The 24,426-nt window shown below is 75.2% G+C and carries 3 protein-coding genes; all 3 read right to left on the bottom strand.

All coding sequences use genetic code 11. The annotated features are described in order from the left end of the window. Window positions 1–19: 19 nt before the first annotated feature. Genes ACH4DX_RS23920 through ACH4DX_RS23910 form a run of 3 tightly spaced genes read right to left on the bottom strand, consistent with a single transcriptional unit; the run spans window position 20 to window position 24,309 of the window. Window positions 20–1,030 (bottom strand): 3-oxoacyl-[acyl-carrier-protein] synthase III C-terminal domain-containing protein, encoded by a 1,011-nt coding sequence (locus ACH4DX_RS23920; protein WP_398156619.1) that lies wholly within the window; start codon window positions 1,028–1,030, stop codon window positions 20–22. Then, window positions 1,031–8,623: an amino acid adenylation domain-containing protein gene (locus ACH4DX_RS23915; RefSeq protein ID WP_398156618.1), complete on the bottom strand. Its 7,593-nt coding sequence runs from the start codon at window positions 8,621–8,623 to the stop codon at window positions 1,031–1,033. It abuts the gene before it with no gap. Beyond that, entirely contained in the window at window positions 8,620–24,309 is a 15,690-nt protein-coding gene (locus tag ACH4DX_RS23910; RefSeq protein WP_398156617.1) for an amino acid adenylation domain-containing protein, read from the bottom strand. The genes ACH4DX_RS23915 and ACH4DX_RS23910 overlap by 4 nt, the downstream gene beginning before the upstream one ends. Between the last annotated feature and the right edge of the window lie 117 nt (window positions 24,310–24,426).

Genomic DNA, 24,426 nt, shown 5'->3' with positions numbered 1-24,426 from the left:
TTCAGTCCCGGGGTTGCGGTCACAGGTAGTGGGTCTGCGTGGGGGTGCCCTCGCCGGTCTCCACGAGCAGCAGGCTCCACGCGGCGACCGGGCTCGCGCTCAGGAGCACCGCCCGTTCGCCGTCGTGGAGGCCGCCGCGTTCCCGTTCGGTGTGCAGGTTCAGCAGGACGTCGTTCGGGCCGAGGTGCCCGTACTGCCGGAGGTTGTCGTAGCAGGATGGAGCGATCTTGATGTCGAGGGCCTCCTCGGTGAAGCGGAAGGCGCCCGTGGACAGGTTGTGGCTGAGGTGGCAGTCGATGTCCTGGGGCCGCAGGCCGTTGCGCTGGAGGAGGCGCCGGTACAGGTCGCGCAGCCGGTTGCGGGTCTCCACGGCGAGCCGGAAGGAGTAGCCGGGGATGTCCCGGCACTCCTCGCGCCACTCGTCGGTGGGCCGGTCCCGGAAGTCGACGCGGAAGAGGTCCCAGTGGTCGCCGTTGGTCTCCTGGACGATGTCGAGGATCCGTACGGGCCCGCTCCGGGAGACGATCGCCGCCGCGCCGCCGTCGCCGCTCACGGTCACCGGGTGCCGGTAGCGCAGCGGTGCCGGCGGTTTGCTGCCGTGCGCCACCAGGACGTGGTCCAGGTCGGGGTCGGCCGCGAGCAGTCCGCGGGCGGCGAGCAGCGCCGGTGTCAGGGAGACGCAGCCGAGGCCGCCCACGGAGAACGTCACCGCCCGCGGGGCGCCGATGAGCGCCTGCAACCGGGTGGCCGCGGACGTCATCAGGGTCTCGGGCGCGCGGGCGTCGATGAGGACGATCGCGCCGAGATCGTCCGCGGCGAGCCGCGCGCCGGCCAGTGCCCGCTGGGCGGCGCGGGCCGCGAGGTCGAACGCGGTCAGCGAGTCGTCGGCGCGGACCTCGTCGATGCCGAGCTGCGCGCAGGTCTCCCGTTCCGCGGCGCCGAGCCGGTCGAGTCCCGGCAGTTCGGCGACGCGCAGCACGCTCTCGGGCTGGTGGCAGGCGACCGCCTTGAGGGCGGCGGCCGTGGCCATTCAGCTGCCCCCGTCGGCGGCGGTGGGGGTACCTGTGGGGGTGCCGGTGGAGACACCGGTGGCCGCTTCGGCGGAGGCAGAGGCGGGGGCTGAGGCGGACGCGGCGGGGTCCGTGGGCACCTCGGCGGAGGCGGACGCGGAGGCGGTGCCGGTGGGGCCTGTCGCGTACTCGGCGAACGCCTCGACGAGGTGGTCGGCGAAGGCCTCCATGTCCGCGGAGGCGATCGACCCGCGGTGCACCACGCCCAGTTCGAGCACCCCGCCCCGCACATGGGTCTCGACGACGATCGGCACCTGGCCGAGCAGCGAGTCGGGCAGGGTCACCAGGGTCATCGGGCGGGGCCTGATCGAGGCGCCGCCCAGCTTGGTGAGGCCGTCGTTGCCGCTGGCCACGTGCTCGACGAGGACCTGCGGCTCCGGCAGCGCGCGGATCACGTCGACCTCGGGGCCGGCCGGGCTGAGGTGGCGCAGGACGCCGTAGCCGATGCCGTCGTTGGGCACGGACCGCAGCGCCGCCGCGGCGACGGGCAGGGTCTGCGCGGCACTGGCGCCCGGTTCGACGCGCAGGTAGGACGGGAACATGTGGGTGAACCAGCCCATCGACTCGGTCCGGTCGCCGTTCCACAGCGCGTTCGGCGCGGAGCCCATGCCGACGGTGCTCAGGAAGGCCCCCGGCTCGCCGCGCCACCGCGACCAGGCAACGGCGACGGCGGCCAGGGCCGCGTGCTGGCCCGCGGGGCCGTTCTCGGTGAGCTGCGCCCCGACCAGACCCGCGTCGAGAGTGCGGCGCACCAGGCCTGCCGGTGCGCCGTCGGCGGCGTTCTCGGGCACGGGTCGCGCGTCGGCCGCGGCGCCCAGGATGCCCTTCCAGTACGGGAGTTCGCCCGCGACCTCGTCGGAGGTGGCCATGGCGCGCAGCAGATGGGTCCACTCCCGCCAGGCGGCCTTGCGCGGTCCGGTCGGTGCCCGGCCCGCGAGTGCGGCGTCGAGGTCCTCCATCAGCGGCACCAGGGAGGTGGAGTCGGAGACGAAGTGGTGGACGACCATGAGGACGACGCCCGGCAGGTCGGCGCCGCGGTCGTAGAACCTGGCCCGCAGGAGGGGGCCGCGGTCGAGGTCGACGGCGGCGACGAGCTCGTCCAGGTCGGCGGTGAGCCAGGCGTGCAGCTGCTCCTCGTCGAGCGGCGGCAGGACCTTGGCGTCGACGACCCGGGCGCTCTCGCGCTCCACGCAGTCGATGCGCCAGCCGAGGCTGTTGCGCCGGAAGCGGTAGCGCAGCGGCTCCTGGACCTCGACGAGGCGCGCGAACGCCGCCCGCACCGCGTCGGCGCGGATGCCGGGGGCCGTCTCCAGGATCAGGGGGGTGACGAAGTCCTTCGCGCCGTCCGGCGAGTCGGTGAGCAGGGCGTGCACCAGTGGGGCGGGCGGTACGGGCTCGTCGGGCACCGTCACCGCGGCGGTCACGGGCGTGCCCGCGGCGGCTCCCGCGAGGGTGCCCGGGGCCGGGGTCGTGGTACCGGCCGCGGCGGCTCCGGTGGGGGGCCGCGGCACGGTACCCGCGGCTGCGGCCGTCCCCGCGGCGAGGACCGCGAGTCCGCGCAGGGTCGGGTGGCTGAGGACGTCGTGCGGGGTGAGGGGCAGTCCGGCGCGGGTGGCGCGGGACGCGATGCCCACGCTCAGGAGCGAGTCGCCGCCGATACGGAAGAAGTTGTCGCCCGGCGCCACCCGGTCGACGCCGAGGAGTTCGGCCCATATCCCGCCGAGGACGCGCTCCGCCTCGCGCACGGCGTCGTCGACGACCGCCGCCGACGTCACGGCGGTCGTGACCGCCGTCATCTCCGCGGGCACCCCCACCGTCGTGTCCCCCACCGTCGTGTCCCTCGTCGTCCGCGCCGACATGTACGCCCCCGTCTCCCCAGACATCTGCGCCGACATCCGTGCCGCCGCCTCCCCCGGCAGCCGCGCCGCCGTCCGCCCCACCGTCTCCCCCGGCCTCCGCGCCGTCGTCTCGTGCCTCGTGTCGCGGTCGGGCATCTCCCTCTTCCTCATCCGGTTGCGGTCGAGCTTTCCGTTGCTCGTCCTCGGCAGGTCCTCGTGGTGCAGTACGCGGCCGGGGACCATGTGGTCCGGCAGGTCCCGGGCCGCCCACGCGGTCAGCTCGGCCTCGTCGGGCGCGTCCGTGCCCGCGACGTGGGCCACCAGGAGCGGCGCCCCCGAGGGCTGCCGCTCGGCGAGGACGAGCGCCGCGCGCACCCCCGGGTGCGCCATCAGGACCCGCTCGATCTCGGCGGGTTCCACCCGGTGGCCGCGCAGTTCGAGCTGGTCGTCGGTGCGCCCCCGGAAGGCGAGGGTGCCGTCCGGGCGGAGGGCGGCGAGGTCCCCGGTGCGGTACATCCGGGCGCCCGGCTCGTCCGCGAAGGGGTCGGCGACGTACCGCGACGCGGTCAGGCCCGGCCTGCCGTGGTAGCCGCGGCCCGTCGCCGTGCCGCCGAGGTACACCTCGCCCTGCGCGCCGCGCGCCACTGGCCGCCCCGCGGTGTCGAGGAGGTACACGCGGGTGTGGGGCAGGGGCCGCCCGATGTCCGGCAGCGAGTCGTCCACCCCGGCACCGGACCGTGCGCCGCCCGTATCCGTGGCACCGGCAACCGCGCCGGCGGTGTCCGCGTCGTCGGCCACGGCCACCCTGCCCCCCGTGGAGCAGACCGCGCACTCCGTCGGCCCGTAGATGTTGAGCAGCGTGAACGGCGTCCGCTGCGGCGGCCTGACCCGCAGCACGTCGCCGCCGGTGACGAGGAACCGCAGGGCGAGCCCCGGCACCTCGGGGAGTTCGGTGAGCAGCAGCTCGGTGAGCGCTGTCGGGAGCCCGGCCACGGTGACCCGGTGCTCGGCGAGCGCCCCGAGGAGCGCCTCGGGGGTCTGGAGGAGCTCCGGTACGAAGCAGAGCGTCGCCCCGTGGAGGAGGGCCGTCATGACTTCGAGGACCGCCAGGTCGAAACCGGGCGCGGCCATCTGGGCGATGCGGTCCTCGGGCGTGAGGGCCGCCTCGTCGCCGAGCCAGTGCAGCAGGTTGAGCAGGCCCCGGTGCTCGACCTCGCAGCCGTGCGGGTGGCCGGTGGAGCCCGAGGTGTGCGAGACGTAGGCGAGGTGGGCGGCGCCCGCCCGCTGCGGCGGCGCGGTGTCGTCGTACGCGGGGTCGTCGGCCGCGGCGGTGAGGGGGACGACGGGGAAGGACGTGTCGTGCGCCGTCATGCCCTCGCCTAGGACCAGGACGGGTGCGGTGATGCCGGACAGGATGCTGCGCAGGCGTCCGGCGGGGAGCTTCGGGTCGAGCGTGGCGATCGCGCCGCCCGCCTTGAGGACGCCCAGCCAGCCGACCACGAGTTCGGCGGAGCGGTCCGCGAGCACCGGTACGGCGGTGTCGGGGCCGACGCCGTGCGCGAGGAGCCGGTGCGCGAGGCGGTTCGCCCGCCGGTCGAGCTCCGCGTAGGTGTGCTCGCCGGCGGCGTCGACGACGGCGACCTCGTCGGGGCGCAGCGCCGCGTGCTCCTGGAAGACCTCGGTGACCAGGCGGGTCCCCCCGGGCCGGTCGCGCCGCTCGCCGACGAGGACGGAACGGCCGCCCGGCGCGGGGTCCGTGAGCAGCTGGGCGAGGGGCCGGTCCGGCGTGCTCATCGCGGCGGCGGCGACCTCCTGGAAGAGGTCGACGAGCCGGTGCGCGGTGGTGTCGTCGAAGAGGTCGACGGCGTACTCCAGGTATCCGGCCATCGGGCCGCCGTCCTGGTCGTACAGGCCGAAGGTGAGGTCGAACTTGGAGGTGCCGGGGGCGACGCCGGAGACCCCGGAGAGGTCGTCGCCGAGGCTCTCGGGGGTGAGGCCCGCGAGGTCGAGGGAGGCGGCGACGGTGTTCTGGTGGGTGTAGCAGACCGTGAACACCGGGTGCCGTGACGGATCGCGGTGGTCCGTGTCGGCGACGATCTTCGCGAACGGGATCTCCTCGTGGTCGAGGACCCCGGTCGCGGTGGTCGCGCACCGGGCCACCAGGTCCCGGAACCCGAGGTCCGGGTCGATCCTCGTACGGAACGGGAGCAGGTTGTTGAAGTAGCCGATCAGGCCGTGGGTGGCGGGGTTGAACCGGCCGGTGGTCGCGGCGCCCACCACGACGTCCCGCTGTCCGGCCCACAGGTGCAGGACGGTGTCGACCACGGCGAGCATGGTGACGAAGCTGGTCGTGCTCTCGCCGACGCTGAACTCGCGTATCCGGCCCGCCAGTTCCTGATCGAGGGCGAACTTCACCCAGGCGCCGCGGTAGGACTGCGCCGCCGGGCGCGGGCGGTCGGTCGGCAGTTCGGGTGCGGCGAGGCCGCTCAGCTGTCCGCGCCAGTACGCGAGGCCGCGTTCGGTCCGCTCGGCGTCCAGCCAGGTGCGCTGCCAGGCCGCGAAGTCCGCGTACTGCACGGGCAGTTCGGGCAGCTGGGCGGTGCGGCCCGTGCGGCGGGCGGTGTAGCAGGCGGACAGCTCGCCGTAGAACACGGCCGGGGCCCAGCCGTCGAAGACGATGTGGTGCCAGGTGTGCAGGACGACGTGGTCCCGCGCGCCGACCTTGACGACGACGGTGCGGAAGAGCGGCCCGCCGCCCAGGTCGAACGGCTCGGTGGCCTCCGCGGTCATGGCGCGCGAGAGCTCCGCGACGCGCTCGGCGTCCGGGAGGGCGGCGAGGTCGAGGAAGGTGAGGCGCGGCTCGCTCACGTCGGCGAGGGCGTAGGGCCTGCCGTCGTTGTCCAGGATGCGGGTGCGCAGCACCTCGTGCCGGTCCACGACGTCGCGCACCGCGCCGCGGAACGCGGCCAGGTCGAAGTCGCCGACGTAGCGCGTGTTGGTGGGGATGTTGTAGAGCGGGGTGCCCGGCTGCAACCGGTCCAGGTACCACAGCTGCTCCTGGTTGAAGGAGAGCGGCAGCGGCCCCGGGCGGGGGACCGGCGTGATCGTCCAGTCGTCCTGCTCCTGCCCGGTCGAGCGCAGGGCGTCGACGCGTGCGGCGAGAGAGCGCAGCGTGGGGTGCTGGTGCAGGTCGGCGAAGGTGAGGTGGACGCCGAAGTGGGTCTCGGCCTCGCGCAGCACGGTGATCCCGGCGATCGACGTGCCGCCCAGCTCGAAGTAGTGGGAGTCGGGCCGGACCTCGTCGGCCTTGAGGACCCGCGCCCAGATGTCCGCCAACTGCTTCTCGGTGTCGGCGCCGCCGTGTCCGCCGGCGGCCCGCTGCGCCTGGGGGTACGGCGGCTCCGGGGCCGTGGCGGGTGTGCCGTTCGCCGTCGTGAGCAGCGGCGCGCCCGGTGGCCTGCACCAGCAGGACACCTCGTCGGCGTCGAAGGGGTATGTGGGCAGCTCGATGCGGTGCACCCGGTCACCGGCGTAGTAACGGCTCCAGTCGATGTCGACGCCGTACGAGTAGAGCGTGCCGAGCGCGCCGAGCACGCCCTCGCGGGAGGGGTCCGCGAAGAGGCGTACGAGGGGCAGTTCGGGGGCGACGCGGGAGATCTCCCTGGCCAGGGTGCCGTCGGCACTCATCTCCAGCAGGACGGCGCCCTCGTCGGCGAGGCTGCGCACCGCGCGGCGGAGCCCGGCCTCGTCGACCTGGCCGGTCAGGGGGGCGCCTGCCGCTGCCTCGCGGGCCTCGTCCGCGGTCGCCGGGTTCTGGATGCCGCGTACGACGAGGTTGCCGATGCCGGAACCGACGAGCCGGGCCTCGGTCAGGCCGAGGGAGCGCGCGAGGCGGTACGCCGCGTGCTGGCGGGCGAGGAGGCGGGCGCCAGGGGTGTCGGCGGCTTCGGCTCCGGCCTCGGTGTCGGCTCCGGCACCGGTTTCGGCACCGGTTTCGGCACCGGCTGCGGATTCGGCTTCGGATTCGGCTTCGGTGAGTTGGGGGAAGGCCGTGACGAGGGGTGTCCAGGTCTCGTCGCCCAGGTCGGCGTCGCCGGAGAAGAGCAGCACGAGGGGCGCGGGAGCGGGGGTTTCGTGCTCGGCGGGGCGTGCCGTGCGCAGCAGGTCCGCGAGTTCCCCGGTGTCGTGCGCGGTGCCCGCCCAGCGGTGGCGGTGGTCGTCGCGGCCCCGGTTCAGGGCGTGCGCCACCTGCGGGAGCGGGTGTCCGGTCCGGTCGAGGAAGGCGGCGACGCGCTCGGCGTAGGCGGCCAGCGCCTGCGGGGACATCGCGGAGAGGGTGACCAGTTCGGCGCCGGCCTCCGCGGCCCGCGGTGTTGCCACGGCCGGGGCGGGCGGCTCCTCGACGACGGCGTGCACATTGGTGCCCGTCAGGCCGAACGAGCTGAGGCCCGCGCGGCGCGTGCCGTTCCCGGTGGCCTGCCAGGGCGTGGCCCGCGCGTCGACCCGGACGGGTCCGGTGAAGTCGATGAGCGGGTTGGGCGTCTCGAAGTTGGGGTTGGGGTAGCGGGTGCCGTGCCGCAGCCCGGCCAGGACCTTGAAGAGTCCCGCGACACCGGCGGCGTGGTTGAGGTGGCCGATGTTGCCCTTGATGCCGCTGATGCCGGTCACGGCAGCGCTGCTCCCGGGGGCGTCGCCGGGGCCGGTCGGGGCGCCGGGGCCGGTCCCGGAGTCGAGGCCCGCGTCGGCGAAGGCCTGGCGCAGGCCCTCCGCCTCGATGACGTCGCCGAGCCGGGTGCCCGAGCCGTGGCACTCGATGTGGTCGAGCCGGGGCGTGCCCGCCTGCCGCCAGGCCTCGACGATCACTTCGGCCTGGCCGCGGGCGCTGGGCGCGCTCATGCTGGTGGCGCGGAACCCGTTGTGGTTCAGGGCGATGCCCGTCAGGACGCCGTGGATGTGGTCCCCGTCGGCGAGCGCGTCGGACAGCCGCTTGAGGACGACGAGCCCGCCGCCCTCGCCGCCGGTGGAGCCGTCCGCGCGGGCGTCGAAGGGTCGGCAGACGCCGTCGGGGGACTCGAGGCCGAGCATCGGCACCCGGTCCTGCTCGGGGATCATCACGGGGTAGAGGCTGAGGCCGCCCGCCAGCGCCAGGTCGGCCTGCCCGCTCCGCAGGTTCTCCACGGCGACGGCGATCGCGGTGAGGCTGCTGCTGCACGCGGTGTCCACGACGAGCGAGGGCCCGGCGAGGTCGAAGAGGTAGGCGACGCGCGCGGCGACGGCGGACGGGTGCGCGCCGAGGAGCTGCTGCGGGTCGTCGCCGGTGTACAGGGTCGCGTAGTGCGGCTCGGGGGCGCTCAGGACGACGGCGGTGCGGGAGCCCTTCAGATCGCCCGGCGCGTAGCAGGCGTTCTCGAAGGCCTGGTGGGCGAGTTGCGCGGCCATGCGCTGGTGCGGGTCCATCAGCTCGGCCTCGCGCAGCGACAGGCCGAAGAACCGGTGGTCGAACAGGTCGATCCGGCTCAGGTAACCCATCTTGAGGTAGTCGATGTCCGCGGGCGCCCCGGCGTAGTGCACCCGTTCCTTGTCGGGCTCCCGGATGCTGTTCCGGCCTTCGAGCAGGTTCTGGTGCAGGGTGTCCAGGTCGGCGGCGTCGGGCAGGGCCAGGGCCACCCCGATGATCGCCACGGCCTCCGGGCCGGGATGGCTCGGGTGTGTCATAGCTCGAACCCCATTTCGTCAGTGGTGTCACCGGCGGTCGCGTCGTCGACCAGGCCGGCCATCGCCTCGATCGTGGTGTGCTCGAAGAGCGTGCTCAGCGGCAGTCTGTGGCCGCCGAGGTCTGTCAGGCGGCTGCTCAGCGCGAGGAGGGAGAGGGAGGTACCGCCCGCCTCGAAGAACTTCTCGTGCACCCCGATGTCGTCCCGGTCGAGCAACTCCGCCCAGATCCCGGCGACCGCGCGTTCGGTGGCGGTACGCGGCGCACCCCCGACGGCCCCGGCCCGCTCCCCCGGGCCGCGCGGATCGGGCAGGGCCCGGCGGTCGACCTTGCCGTTCCCGGTGAGCGGCAACGCGTCGAGCCGCACGAAGACGGAGGGCACCAGGTACGGGGGGAGGCGCCGCGCCAGGTGGGCACGCAGGCTCTCGGTTTCGGCGGGGCCGAGGGGTTCGGCGGGGCCGAGGGATCCGGCGGAGCTGAGCGGCTCGGCGGAGGCGGGGGGCTCGGCGGCACCGGAAGCCCCGGCGGAGCCGAGACCCCCGGGCCCCCCACCCCCCGTCGGCACCACATACGCCACCAGCCGTCTCCCCCCTGCCCCGCCGGGGCTCTCCCGTGCGACCACCGCCGCTCGTGCCACGGCGGGATGCGTCACCAGGGCCGTCTCCACCTCGCCGGGCTCCACCCGGTGTCCGCGGATCTTCACCTGGTCGTCGGCGCGTGCCTTGAAAATGAGGTCACCGTCCTTCGTCCACGCCACCACGTCCCCCGTCCGGTACATGCGCTCCGCGGGCCCGCCGCCGAACGGGCAGGCCACGAACCGCTCGGCGGTGAGCGCGGGCCGGTGCGCGTAGCCGCGTGCGAGGCCCGGTCCCGCGAGGTACAGCTCGCCCTCCACACCGGTCGGCACGGGCCGCAGCCGGTCGTCGAGTACGTACACGCGGGTGTTGTCCATGGGCCGCCCCACCGGAACCTCCGCGCCGACCCGGTCGGCGGCGGTGACGCGGTGCGCGGTGGCGAAGACGGTCGCCTCGGTCGGCCCGTAGGCGTTGGTCACCGCGGTCGCGGGACAGGCCCGCAGCACGCGCGCCACCGCGTCCGCGGGCACCGGCTCACCGCCGGTCAGCACCTCCCGTACACCGGCGAAGCTCTCCGGGCGGGCGTCGGCGAGCACGGCGAAGAGCCCCGCCGACATGCACAGCGCGGTCACCCGCTGCTCGACGACGACGGCGGCGAGCGTGTCGACGTCGAGGGCGCCGGGCGGCGCCACCACGATCCGGCCGCCGTTCAGGAGCGGCACCCACAGCTCGTAGCCGGAGATGTCGAACGTCGGCGCCGAGTGCAGCAGCACCCGGTCCTGCGCGCCGCCGGGCCACCGCCGGTCGGCGGCGAGGGCGACGACGGCCCGATGGCTCACCCCCGCGCCCTTGGGCACACCCGTCGAGCCGGAGGTGTGGATGACGTACGCGAGCTGGTCGGGCCGCGCGGCGGCACGGTCCGGGCCGTCCACGCGGACGCCGGGGGCCGGGCCCGGGGCCGCGTCCGGGCCGGTGTCCAGGTCCACGTCCGGGCGGGCGTCCGGGCCCGCGTCCAGGTCGTCGACGAGCAGCCGCGGGCAGTCGCCCGCGGGCAGGCAGGCCGCCACCGCCGACGTCGTGAGCAGCAGCGCGGGACGCACGTCGCGCTCCATGGACTCCAGGCGTTCGGCCGGGTGGTCGTGGGCCAGCGGCACATACACGCCGCCCGCCTTCAGGACGGCGAGGACGGCCACGACGTACGCGGACGACCTCGGCAGGGCCACGGCGACGGGTGACTCCGGGCCCACGCCCCGGTGCGCGAGGCGGCGGGCGAGCCGGTCGGTGCGGGCGTCGAGGTCCCGGTAGGTCAGCGTCCGCGTGCCGCTGACCACCGCGACGGCGTCGGGTGTCGCGGCGGCCTGCCGCGCGAAGAGGGCGGGCACCGTCAGGTCCGGTACGGGCACGGCCGTGTCGTTGACGTCGTCAAGCAGCCGTCGCCGCTCGGCGGGCAGCAGCGCGTCCACGCCGTCGACGCGGGTCAGCGGTCCGGTCGCCAACTCCTCGACGAGGCGTACGAAGCGCTCCGCGAGGTGCTCCGCGGTGTCGCGGTCGAACAGGTCGGTGGCGTACTCGATCAGTCCGGTGAGCCCTTGTCCGCCCCACTGGGAGGACTCCCCTGCCTGGAAGAGCAGGTCGAACTTGGCGGTGCCGGTGACGACGGTCTCGGGCGCGGCCTTGAGTCCGGGCAGTTCGAGGACGTCGGCGGCGCCCTGCTGCCAGGAGAACGCCACCTGGAACAGCGGGTGGTGGGCGGTGGAGCGCTCCGGGTTCAAGGACTCCACGAGCCGCTCGAACGGCACGTCCTGGTGGTCGTACGCCGCCACCGCCTTGCCCCGCACCTGCCGTACGACGGACGCGAACGACGGGTTGCCCGACAGATCGGCCCGCAGCACCCACGTGTTCACGAAGAACCCCACGAGGTCCGCGAGTCCCTCGTCCGTGCGCCCCGCGATGGAGGACCCGACCGTCACGTCGTCGCCGCCGCTCATCAGCCGCAGCAGCACCACGAGCGCGGACTGGAGCACCATCGGCACCGTGGCCCCCTGGGCGCGCGCCACCTCCCGCACCGCCGCGTGGACCTCGGGTCCGACGACGAACTCGACGGTGTCGCCCCGGTGCGTGGCGACGGGTGGCCGCGGCCGGTCCAGGGGCAGCCGCGAGGGCTGCGGGACGTCCGCCAACTCCGTACGCCAGTACGTCAGCTGCGTCGCCAGGAGGCTGGCCGGGTCGTCCTCATCCCCGAGGAGCTCGCGCTGCCACAGCGCGTAGTCCGCGTACTGCACCGCCAGCTCGTCCCACGCGGGCGGGCCGCCGCGCGTCCGGGCGGCGTAGGCGGTGCTCAGGTCGCGGGCCAGCGGTGCCATGGACTCGCCGTCGGCGGCGATGTGGTGCAGGACGAGGACGAGGACGTGCTCGTCCGGGGCGCACCGCAGCAGGCAGGCCCGCACCGGTATCCGCGTGGACAGGTCGAAGGGGCGGGCGGCCTCCCGGGACACCTCGGCGGTCACCTCGTCCGGCGCCACCTCCCGCACCGGCACGTCCAGGGCGACGTCCTCGGCGGGCACCACCACCTGGGCCACCGCGCCCAGGGCGTCCGGCACGAACAGGGTGCGCAGGCTCTCGTGCCGGGTCACCACGTCCCGCAGCGCCGCCCTCAGGGCGTCCGTGTCCAGGGTGCCGCTGAGCCGTACGGCGAACGGAAGGTGGTAGGTCGGCAGCGGCTCCAGCTCGTCGAGGAACTTCAGGCGGTGCTGGGCGAACGACAGAGGTACCCGCTGCGGCCGCCGTTCGGCCCGCCGCAGCACCGGACGGGACGACCGCACCCCCATGCCCAGGCTTTCCGCCAGCCCGGCCACCGTCGCCGCCTCGAACACCACCCGTACGGGAACCTCCACGCCCAACTCGGCGCGCATGCGGTTCACCAGGCGCGTCGCCAGGAGCGAATGGCCGCCCAGGTCGAAGAAGTTGTCGTCGATGCCGACCGTGTCGACACCGAGGACCCCGGCGAACAGGGCGGCGAGGGCGGCCTCTTGGGGATTCCGGGGGCCGCGGAAGGCCGTGGCCGTGGTGAGGTCGGGCGCGGGCAGGGCCTGGTGGTCGAGCTTGCCGTTCGACGAGAGCGGCAGCCGGGGCAGGGGGACGCAGGCGGTGGGGATCATGTACTCGGGCAGCCGCTCGGCCAGATGGGCGCGCAGCTGCGCGGGGTCGGGTCCGGGGTGGCCGTCGGCGGGGACGAAGTAGGCGGCCAGATAGGGGGTGGCGGCGCCGTCGCTCCTGGTGAGGACGGCGGCCTGGGTGATGTGGGGGTGGGTGGTGAGGGCGGCCTCGATCTCGGCGGGTTCGATGCGGAAGCCGCGGATCTTGATCTGGTTGTCGGTGCGGCCCAGGTAGTGGAGGTGGCCGTCGGGGGTGAGGCGGGCCAGGTCCCCGGTGCGGTACATCCGGGCTCCGGGAGGCCCGTAGGGGTCGGGCAGGAAGCGGGTGACGGTGCTGGCGGGCTGGTGGTGGTAGCCGCGGCCGACGCCGGTTCCGGCCAGGTACAGCTCGCCGACCGTGCCCGCGGGCAGGGGCGTCAGACCCGGGCTGAGGATGTAGGCGCGCAGGCCCGGCAGGGGGCGTCCGATGGGCACACCGGTGGTGTAGGGCTGCTCGGGGTGGAGGCGGTGGGCGGTGGCGTAGAAGGTCTCACTGGGTCCGTAGCCGTTGATGATGCGGGCCTCGGGCCAGCGGGACCGGATCTTCGCGACCAGGGCCGGGGTGAGGGCCTCACCGGCGAACACCAGGGACGTGGGCCGTACCCGGTCGCCGAGCTGGTCGACGAGTTCGGCGAAGGCCGAGGGGACGGTGCTGATGACGTCGACGTCCCAGCTGTCCCGCTCGGCGAGGGCCAGCACGTCGCGGACCATCTCCAGGGTCGCGCCGGTGGTGAGGGTGGCGAACACCTCGAAGGTGGCGACGTCGAAGCCGATGGAGGTACTGGTCAGCATCCGCCGTCCCGGCGCGAGACCGGCCTGCTCGGCCAGGGCCTGAAGGGCGCTGGTGAGGCCCTGGTGGGTGATGCCGACGCCCTTGGGCACGCCGGTGGAGCCGGAGGTGTAGACGACGTAGGCGAGGTGTCCGGGGCGGGCGGCCGACCGTGCGGGGGCTTCGCCGCCGTGCGGATCCTGGGGCTGGAGGTCGATGTCGTCCAGGTCGACAGCGGGGGTGCCGGTGGGCGTGCCGATGGTGGGGGTGCCAGTGGGGGTCCCGGTCGCGGCCAGGAGGAGGGTGGGGGTGTCGGTGGGCGGCAGGAGGGTGCGGGTCTCGGTGTCGGTGAGGATCAGGTGGGGGCGGGCGCCGTGCAGGATGTGGTGCAGGCGCGTTCCCGCGTGCGCGGGATCGACGGGCAGATAGGCGCCACCGGCCTTCAGCACCCCGAGCAGCGCCACCACCAGCTCCGCCGTACGCGGCAGCACCACCGCCACCACGCTCTCCGGGCCCACCCCGCGCCCGGCCAGGTCCCCCGCGAGCCGCTCCGCCCGCGCGTCCAGCTCCCCGTACGACAACCGCCGCGCACCGCACACCACCGCCACCGCGTCCGGAGCCTCCGCCACCCGCCGCGCGAACACCTCACCCACCGTCACCCCGGCACCGGGCACCGACGACGCCGCCGCGTCGACACCACGCCGCAGCACCGCGTCCCGCTCGCCGGGGCCCAGTACGTCCACGCGGCCGACCAGGAGCCCCGGGTCCGCGGCGATCCGGTCGAGTACGCGCAGGAACCGGTCGGCGATCCCTTGCGTCGCGCCGCGGTCGAGTACGTTCCGCTGGTGCTGCAACGTCACCCGCAGATGGGGGTCGGCGGCGGCCATCACGGTCAGCGGGTAGTGCGAGCCCGACAGCGGGCGGATGCCGGTGACCTCGATGCCCGCGGCGGCGCCCGCCGCGCCGAGCCCGGCGCGGTCCACCGGGTAGGACTCGAAGGCGACGAGGGTGTCGAACAGGACGCCCGTGCCGGTGGCCTGGTGGATCTCGGTCAGGCCGTGGTGGTGATGGTCGAGGAGGGCCGCCTGGCGGGCCTGGAGCGTGGTGAGGACCTCGGTGAGGCTGTCGGCGGGCGCACAGCGCACCCGTACGGGCAGGGTGTTGATGAACATGCCGGTCATCGCGTCCACGTCGGGCACCGCGGCCGGGCGACCCGAGACCGTCGCGCCGAAGACCACGTCCTGGCGCCCGGTGAGCGCCCCGAGCAGCAGCGCCCAGGCACCCTGCACCACGGTGTTCAGCGTGACGCCCAACTCGGCCGCGCGCAGCGACAGTTCGTGGGCCGTGTCCGCGGTGAGCGGCACCTCGACCTGCCCGAAGCCCCGGGAGTCGTCCGGCCGCGGCGGTGACTGCGGATCCGGCCGCGGCGGTGTCGTCGCGGGGACGGCCGGGGCGAGCAGCGTCGGTTCGGTCACGCCCGCGAGTTCCCCGGCCCAGGCCCGGGCCGCCGCCTGTCGGTCCTGCGCGGAGAGCCACACCAGGAAGTCCCGGTACTCGGGCACCCTCGGCAGCGCCGACGCGTCCCCGCCGGTGCCGTAGAGCCGCATCAGGTCCTGTACGAGCAGCGGCAGGGACCAGCCGTCGAACAGCAGGTGGTGGGCGGTGAGCACCAGCTCGTGGCGGTCGGCGGAGAGCCGCGCGAGCGCCATGCGCAGCAGGGGCGGTTCCGCCGGGTCGAAGGGGTGCCGCAGGTCGTCGGCCACCAGCGCCTCGAACGCTTCCGGCGTCCGGGTGAGGTCGACGTCGCGCCACGGCAGCCGTACCCCGGCGACCACCACCTGCACCGGGTCCCCCTCGGCGCTCGGCGCGAAGGCGGCCCGCAGGTTGGCGTGCCGGTCCAGGAGCGCCTGCCCGGCCGCCCGCATCCGGGTGGCGTCCACGGGGCCGCGCAGATGGAGGACGAACTGGACGTGGTAGGCGTCCGGTTCGCCGTCGGACAGCATGGCGTGGAACAGCAGGCCCGACTGGAGGGCGGTGAGCGGCCACACGTCGGTGAGTCCCGGGTAGCGGCGCTCCCACGCGTCGATGTCCCGCCGGCCCACCGGGACCAGCGGCACGTCCGAGGGGGTGAGCCCGCCCGCGCCCGGGGCGCCGGTGTGCCGGGCGACACCGTCGAGGGCGGCGGCCCACAGGTCCGCGAGTTCGCGCACGAGGGCGCGGGGGACGGCTCCGGTGGCGTACTCGAACTCCGCGTCCAGGCAGGGCCCTTCCCCGGTGTCGACGACCATCGAGTTGATCTGCACCGCGGCCAGGGCGGGCATGCCGGGGTCCATCTCGGCGAGCGGCCAGCGCACGCCCCGCACCTGGTCGAAGCCGAGGCCCCGGAGGTGTTCCGGCATGTCGGTCGCGGTGAAGCGGCCCAGGTAGTTGAAGCCGATCTGGCCGGTGTCGTACGGGCGCAGGGCGGCGGCGGTGTCCGGGTTCAGCTCCCGCAGCAGGCCGTAGCCGATGCCGCCGTCGGGCACGGCGCGCAGCTGTTCCTTGACGGCCTTGACGGCGCGGCCCGCCGCGGCGCCCCCGGCGAAGGCCTCCGCGATGTCGCATCCGGTCACGTCGAGGCGGACCGGGAACATGCTGGTGAACCAGCCCACCGTGCGCGACAGGTCCGCGCCGGGGACGGCGGCTTCCTCGCGCCCGTGCCCTTCGAGGCCGAGCAGGAGTGCGGGCTCGTCGACGCCGCGGGCGCCGCGCAGGCGGGCGACGGCCAGGGCGAGCCCGGCCAGGAGCCCGTCGTTGACCCCGCAGCGGTAGGCCGCGGGTACGGCCGTGAGCAGGGCCTCGGTGAGGTGCGCGGGCAGTCGCAGGCGCACGGTGTCCACGGTGGACCGGACGTCGACCGCGGGGTCCAGGCGCCGGGTGCCGATGACCGGGTCCGGTCCCGCCACGATCGCCAGCCACCGCGGCAGCTCGGCCGCCCTGCTGTCCGACGCCGCCTCCGCGACGAGGGCGTGCGCCCACCGCCGGAAGGACGTGCCCACCGCGGGCAGCTGCGGCGCCCGGCCCGCGCGCACGTCGGCCCAGGCCGCGGCGAGGTCCGGCAGCAACACGCGCCAGGACACTCCGTCGACCACCAGGTGGTGCACCACCACGAGCAGTCGCCCCGCCCGCGCGCCGCTGGCGCCCCTGTCCGCGGATTCCGCCGCCGGGCCGTCCGACGCCGGGTGCCCGGCCGCCGCGCCGTCGCCCTGCCCCGCGTCGAACCACACGAACTGCGCCATCACCCCCGCCCGCGGATCGAGGCGGGCCACCGCCGCGTCCCGTTCCGCCTCGGCGGCCCGTAGCCACGCCTCGCCCCAGGGGTCGCCGCTCCCCGCGTCGCGCGGCGGCCCCGGGCACGCCACGCGGTGCAGCAGGGCGGCCGTGTCCACCGAGCCCGGCGCGCCGACGAGCAGGCCCTCCCCGGGTGTCCCGTCGGCGGGCGCGCCACCATCGGTGCCGCTCACCAGGCGTGCCCGCAGCACATCGTGGCGGTCGACGACCGCGTTCAGCGTGGCCAGCAGCCCGGCCCTGTCGATGCCCTCGGGCAGTTCGAGCAGCATCGACATGGAGAACCGTCCCGCGCTGCCGCCGCGCCCGCGTATGTGGCGGGCGATGGGCGTCAGGGGCAGCGCCCCCGTACCGCCGCCGTCCAGCTCCCGCAGGGCCGTGCCCGTGCCGGGGGGCCGCGGGGCACCCGCGACGCGGGCGAGCCCGGCGACCGTACGGTGCTCGAAGACCTGGCGCGGGCTGACCTCGACGCCGTGCGCGCGGGCGCGGGAGACCACCTGGATGGAGCGGATGCTGTCGCCGCCCGCGGCGAAGAAGTCGTCGTCGACGCCGACGCGGTCGAGGCCTAGCACCTCGGCGTACACGTCGGCCAGGACCCGCTCGGCGGGGGATCCCGGCGCCCGGTAGGCGCCCGCCGCGGACCCGGGCCGCGGCAGCGCCGCCCGGTCCAGCTTGCCGTTCGGTGTCAGCGGCAGCCGGTCCAGCATCACGTACGCCGCCGGGACCATGAACTCGGGCAGCCGCTCCGCGGCGAACGCGCGCAGCTCCCGCGCCGAGACGCCCACGCCGAAGTCGATGTCGCCGACGCCCGCGATGCCGCCCCCCGTGACCGGGACGACGTACGCGACGAGCTGCTTGCCGCCGCCGCGCTCCTCGTGGGCGGCCACCACGGTTTGCGCCACCCCTGGGTGCGCCGTCAGCGCGGCCTCCACCTCGCCCGGCTCGATGCGGAACCCGCGCACCTTCACCTGCGCGTCCGCACGGCCCTGGTAGACGAGGCGGCCCTCGGGCGTCCACGCCACGAGGTCGCCGGTGCGGTACATGCGCTCCCCGGACCTGTCCCCGTAGGGGCAGGCCACGAACCGTTCCGAGGTCAGGGCGGCCCGGCCGAGGTAGCCGCGGGCGAGGCGGTCCCCTGCGACGTACAGCTCGCCGGGCACCCGCGGCGGCACCGGGCGCAGCGCCGCGTCGAGGACGTACAGGCGGGTGTTGTCCAGCGGGCGGCCGATCGGCACGGTCCCACCGGCGTCGGCGGGCTCGCGCATCGGGTGCACGGACACGGCCACGGTCGCCTCGGTGGGCCCGTAGGCGTCGACGACCGCGATCCCCGGGCAGGCCGCGAGGACCCGCCGCACCGCCGCCGCCGGCACCACGTCGCCGCCCGACCAGACCTCGCGGACACCGGCGAACGCCTCGGGCAGCTCCTCGGCCACCACTCGGAAGAGTCCGGCGGTGACCAGGAGCCCGGTCACCCGGTGCGCGGCCACGGCGTCGGCGAGGGCCGCCGCGTCCAGGGGCCCGGTCGGGGCCACGACGACGGTGCCGCCGCGGAGCAGGGGCACCCACACCTCGTAGGTGGACGCGTCGAAGGCCTGGGTCGAGTGCATCAGGACCCGCTCGTGGCCGCCGCCCGCGAAACAGCGGTCCAGGGCGAGGCGCACCACTCCCGCGTGGGTGACGCCGACGCCCTTGGGGGTGCCGGTGGAGCCGGAGGTGTGCATGACGTACGCCAGGTGCCGCGGCGACAGCGGCACCGCGCGCCCGCCGTCCGCACCCGCACCCGCACCGGCACCGGCACCGGCACCGGCACCGGCACCGGCACGCTCCTCCTCCGCCGGGCCCTGCGGCGCCTCCTCCTCCGCCGGGCCCCGAGGCACTTCCTCCTCCCCCGGCGCCCCCCGCTCCAACTCCTCCATGAACAGCAGAGGCGCCCCGCCCGCGGGAAGCGCCGCCGCGTGCTCGGCGTCGGTCAGGACGCACACCGGGTCCGCGTCGGCGAGGACGAGGCCGACGCGGGCGCTCGGGTACCGCGGGTCGATCGGCACATAGCCCGCCCCCGCCTTGAGGACGCCGAGGAGCGCGACGACCAGTTCGGCCGAGCGTGGCAGCGCGACGCCCACCAGCGCGTCCGGCCCGGCGCCGTGCCGCAGTACCAGCTGCCGGGCGACGCGGTCGGCACGCGCGTCCAGCTCCGCATACGTCACTTCCTCCGCGCCGCACACGACCGCCACCGCGTCCGGTGTCCGCGCGACCCGCCGTGCGAAGAGCGCGGGCACCGTCACGTCCGGCGTCGGCACGTCCGGGGCGTGGAACCCGCGGAGGATCCGGTCCCGCTCCCCCGGTTCCAGTACGTCGACCTCGTCGACGCGCAGCCGCGGGTCGCCCGCCAGCTGCCGCACGAGCCGTACGTAGCGGGCGGCGAGGGCCTGCGCCGTACCGCGGTCGAACACGTCGGTGGCGTACTCGACCCCGCCGACCACCCCGCGCCCCGGCGTCTCGGCCAGCGCGAACACGAGGTCGAACTTCGCGGTCCTGGTCGGGACGAGGGCGAAGGCCGACCGCAGCCCGGGCACCTCGAACGCCTCGTGCTCCGTGGTCCGCCAGCCGAACATGACCTGGAACAGCGGGTGGTGGGCAGTGGAGCGCTCCGGGTTCAAGGACTCCACGAGCCGCTCGAACGGCACGTCCTGATGGTCGTACGCCGCCACCGCCTTGCCCCGCACCTGCCGTACGACGGACGCGAACGACGGGTTGCCCGACAGATCGGCCCGCAGCACCCACGTATTGACGAAGAACCCCACGAGGTCCGCGAGTTCCTCGTCCGTGCGCCCGGCGATCGGCACGCCCACGGTGACGTCGTCGCCGCCGCCCATCAGCCGCAGCAGCACCACGAGCGCGGACTGGAGCACCATCGGCACCGTGGCCCCCTGGGCGCGCGCCGTCCTCTCGACGGCGGCCAGGAGCCCGGGCTCGATGACGAACTCGACGGTGTCGCCGCGGTGCGTGGCGACGGGTGGCCGCGGCCGGTCCAGGGGCAGCCGCAGGGGCTGCGGGACGTCCGCCAACTCCGTACGCCAGTACGCCAGCTGGGCCGCGAGCAGGCTGTCCGGGTCGTCCTCCTCCCCAAGGAGTTCGCGCTGCCACAGCGCGTAGTCCGCGTACTGCACCGCGAGCGGCCGGTCCCACCGGGGCGCCTCGCCCCGCAGGCGCGCCGCGTACGCCGTGGCCAGGTCGCGGGCCAGCGGTCCCATCGACTCGCCGTCGGCGGCGATGTGGTGCATCAGGAGCACCAGTACGTGCTCGTCGGGGGCGGACCGCAGCAGACGGGCCCGCACCGGTGTCTCCGCCGCCAGGTCGAACGGGTGGGCGACCTCCCGTGCCACCTCGGCCGTCACCTCGTCCGGCGCCACGTCCCGCACCGGCACGTCCAGGGCGACGTCCTCGGCGGCAAGGACGATCTGCGCGGGCACCCCGGCGCCGTCCGCGACGAACAGCGTCCGCAGGCTCTCGTGCCGCACCACCACGTCCCGCAGCGCCGCCGCGAGGGCGTCCGCCGCGAGTTCCCCCTTCAGGGGCAGCGCGTAGGAGAGGTTGTACGTGGCCGAGGGGCCCTCGTACCGGTGCAGGAACCACAGGCGGCGCTGCGCGAAGGACAGCGGCACCCGCTCCGGACGCGCCCCCGCCGCCCGCAGCGCCGGACGCGACGAGCGTGCCCCCGCCCCCAGTCGCTCCGCGAGCCCGGCCACCGTCGCCGCCTCGAACACCACCCGTACGGGTACCTCCACGCCCAGCTCCGCACGCACCCGGTTCACCAGGCGCGTCACGAGCAGCGAATGCCCGCCGAGGTCGAAGAAGCTGTCGTCGACGCCGACCTCGCCGACGCCGAGTACGTCCGCGAACAGGGCCGCGAGCGCCGTCTCCTGCGGGGTGCGCGGTGCCCGGAAGGGTGCCGCGGCGGCCACGTCGGGGGCGGGCAGGGCGCGCCGGTCCAGCTTTCCGTTCGGGTTCAGCGGCACCTCGTCCAGGGTGACGACCACCGAGGGGACCATGTACTCGGGCAGCCGCTCGGCGACGAAGGCACGCAGTTCGGCCGAGGTGGGCGGGGCGTCGCTGTCGGTGGAGTCCGTCGCAGGCACCACATAGCCCACCAGGCGCCGGTCGCCGTCGCGGACGTCGCTGACGACGACGGCCTGCGCCACCCCGGCGTGGGCGCGCAGGGCCGCCTGCACCTCGCCGGGTTCGATGCGGAAGCCGCGGATCTTGACCTGGTCGTCGGCGCGCCCGTGGTGCACGAGGTGGCCGTCGGCGTTCCAGGTGACGACGTCGCCGGTGCGGTACATGCGCTCCCCGGGCGTGTCCCCGTACGGGCAGGCCACGAAGCGTCCCGCGGTCAGGCCGGGGCGGCCGAGGTAGCCGCGCGCGAGGGCGGCTCCGGCCACGTACAGCTCGCCCGCGACCCCGGCGGGCACCGGCCGCAGCAGGGCGTCCAGGACGTACACGCGGGTGCCCGCGATCGGGCGGCCGATGGGCGGGGTGCGGCCGTCGGCGGTCAGCGGATCGGAGAACGTCACGATCGCCGTGGTCTCCGTCGGCCCGTAGGCGTTGACCAGGTCCCGGCCCCGCGCCCACCCGGTCACCAGCTCCGGCGTCGCCGCGTCCCCGCCCACCGCGAGGCAGGTCACGCCCGGGAGCGACCCGGGCGGCAGCGCCCCGAGGACCGCGGGCGGCAGGAAGACATGGGTGACCCGCCGCTCGGCGACGGTCTCGATCAGCGGCCGCCCCGGGACGAGGCGCTCCCGCGGGGCGAGCACCAGCGTGGCGTCCGTGAACAGCGCCATGCACACCTCGTACACCGACACGTCGAAGCTCGGCGACGCGAACTGGAGCACACGGTGGGCACCGGTGAGGCCGAGCCGTGCCCGCTGCGTCGCCACCAGGTCGGCGACACCGAAGTGCGTGACGGCCACGCCCTTGGGGCGGCCGGTGGAACCGGACGTGTAGATCACGTAGGCGGTGTTCGCCAGGGACGGGGGGCGGCCGCCGCGGGCGTCGCGGGCGTCGCGGGCGTCAGCGGCCACGGGGGCGTGGTCGGGGCGCGCGGGGTCGAGGCGGGCGAGGTCGGGGCGCGCGGGGTCGGTGGTCGTGGCGGGGAGGTCGTCCGGTGCGTCCGTGCGCAGCACGGGTACCGGCCCCGCGGGCAGGCTCGCGGCGGTCGCGGCGTCCGCGACGACGAGCAGGGCGCCGGAGTCCGCCAGCATGTAGGCGATCCGGTCCGCCGGGTACGCGGAGTCCACCGGCAGATAGGTGCCCCCTGCCTTCATCACCGCGAGCATCGCGACGACCAGGTCCGGCGAGCGCGGCAGCGACACCGCCACGACGGTCTCCGTGCCCACCCCGCGCCGGATCAGCTCCCGCGCGAGGCGGTGCGCACGGGCGTCCAGTTCGCGGTACGTCAACGACTCGTCGCCGCACACCAGCGTCACCACGTCGGGCACCGCGGCAACCCGCTCCGCGAACAGCCCGGGAATCGTGCCCCGGGTGACCGGCACGGCCGTGTCGTTGCCGTCGACGAGCAGCGCCTGCCGCTCGGCGCGGCCGAGCAGATCGAGACGGCTGACGGTCACAGGGGCGTTGGCGGCCACCTGCTCGACGATCCGGGCGAGCCGCGCGGCGACACCTTCCGCCGTGGCCCGGGCGACGAGGTGGGTGCGGTACTGGAGGGCGAGGCGGGGGCGGGGGCCGGTGGTGGCGGCGAGGGTGAGGGGGTAGTGGGTGCGGGCGTCCGGGCGGATGCCGGTGACGGTGAGGCGCGGGGCCTGGCCGGTGGCCGGGTCGGGGGTGTCGCCCGCGTACGGGTGGGCCGCCGAGTCCGCCGAACCGGCTGCGTACGCGGAGTCGGCTGCGTACCCCGAGTCGGCCGCGTACGCCGAGTCAGCTACGTACCCCGAGTCGGCCGCGTACGGCTCGGACGTCACCAACGTGTCGAAGAGATCGCTCGATCCGATCGCGCGATGGATGTCGGCGAGGCCGCAGTAGTGGTTGAGGAGTTCCGCCTGCCGGTCCCGCATCCGGTGCGCCAGGTCGGCCACGGTGTCCGTGGGGGCGAGGCGTACCCGTACGGGGAGCGTGTTGACGAAGAGCCCGGCCATCGCGTCCACCCCGGGCACCGCGTCCGGGCGCCCCGGCACGGTCACGCCGAACACCACGTCCCGCCGCCCGGTGAGGCCGCCGAGCAGCAGGGCCCAGGCGGCCTGGACGAGGGTGTCCGGTGTGACGCCGTACCGGGCGGCGCGGTGGGAGAGGTCGCGGAGCGTGTGCGCGGGGAGGGGGACTTCGACGACTTCGGCTTCCGCCTCGTCGGCGGCGCCCGCTCCGTCGGCGGCGTCGGCCCTGTCGGCGGCATCTGCCACGTCGGAAACGTCGGCGCCGGCAGGGGCTTTGGCGGGAGTGGCAGGGACGATGACGGGGGTGGCGGAAGTGGCAGGGGCATCGGGACTGCCTGGAGTGGCGGAGGCGTCGGGACTGCCTGGAGTGGCGGAGGCGTCGGGACTGCCGGGAGTGGCGGGGGCATCGGGGCTGCCGGGAGTGGCGGGGGTGATGGCGGGGACGAGCAGGGTCGGTTCCTCGAACCCCGTCAACTCCTCGGCCCACACCCGCGCCGCCGCCTCCCGGTCCTGGCCCGAGAGCCACACCGCGAAGTCGCGGAACTCCGGCCCCGAGGGCACCGCGGAGCCGTCGCCGCCCGCTTCGTAGAGGCGCAGCAGCTCGCGGATCAGCACGGGCAGCGACCGGCCGTCGAACAGCACGTGGTGGGCGGTGAGGACCAGCTCGTACCGCTCGGCGCCGACCCGCATCAACGCCATCCGCAGCAGGGGCGGAACGCGCAGGTCGAAGGGCGCTCGCAGCTCGGCGGCGCGGAACTCCCGGGCCACCGCCCCCTCGGCCCGCCCCGCCTCCTCCGCTCCCCCGGCCGACCCAACTCCCCCAGCGGACCCAGACGACCCCGCTGGCCCCGCTGCCCCCGCTGCCCCCAGATCAAGCTCGCGCCACGGCAGTTCGACCCCCGCCACCACGGCCTGCACCAGGTCCCCGTCGGCGCCCGCCACGAAGGCGGCGCGCAGATTGGCGTGCCGGTCCAGGAGTGCCTGTCCGGCCGCCCGCATGCGTGCGGCGTCCACGTGTCCCCGCAGGTGGACGACGAACTGCATGCGGTAGGGGTCCCGGGAGGTGCCGCTCCCGTGCTCCGGTGTGCCGTCCAGGAGCGCGTGGAAGAGCAGGCCCGATTGCAGGGGCGTCAGCGGCCACACCTCCACGAATCCCGGGCAGGCCCGCTCCCAGGCCTCGATCTCGTGGGCGCTCGCCGGTACCAGCGACACGCCCACGGCGCCGATCCGCCGGCCGGGGTCGGCGACCACCTGCCGGACGACGCGTACGTACTGCTCCGCCAGTGACTCCGCCGCCCCCCGCGCGGCGGAGTCACCGGTGTACCGGAGCCTGCCGGTCACCCCCTGACCGGCGGCCCCGACGGGCGGCAGCGAGAGTTCGTACGGCAACTCCGGGACCGCGTACGCACCCTGGTCGGCGTCCCGCACCCGCTCCACCAGCGCGGCGAAGGACGCATCGCCCCCGGTCCCCCCAGCGAGCCGGTGCCCGAGCACCGTGAACGCCGCTCGCAGGACGACGGGCACGGTGGCACCGCGGGAACGGGCCAGTTCCCGGACGGAGTCGAGGAGTTCGCGGTCGAGCCGGAAGTCGATCTCCCCCGCGGCGGAAGACGCACCGGAAGACGCACCGGAAGACACATCGGAAGACAAAGAGGTCACCGGGATCTGCTCCTATTCGTCACGCGGAGCAGACCCGACGGGCCCACCCTCCTCACCTCGCGCAATTCCCAGGGTGCCGAGTCGCTCCCCCTTCAAGTCCCCTTCAAGAGCCGCTCG

Origin of the sequence: Streptomyces sp. NPDC017940, from assembly GCF_044328435.1 — a bacterium.
GTDB lineage: Bacteria > Actinomycetota > Actinomycetes > Streptomycetales > Streptomycetaceae > Streptomyces.
Note: the sequence above shows the minus strand (reverse complement) of the source record. Positions and strands in the feature narration are given on the sequence as shown.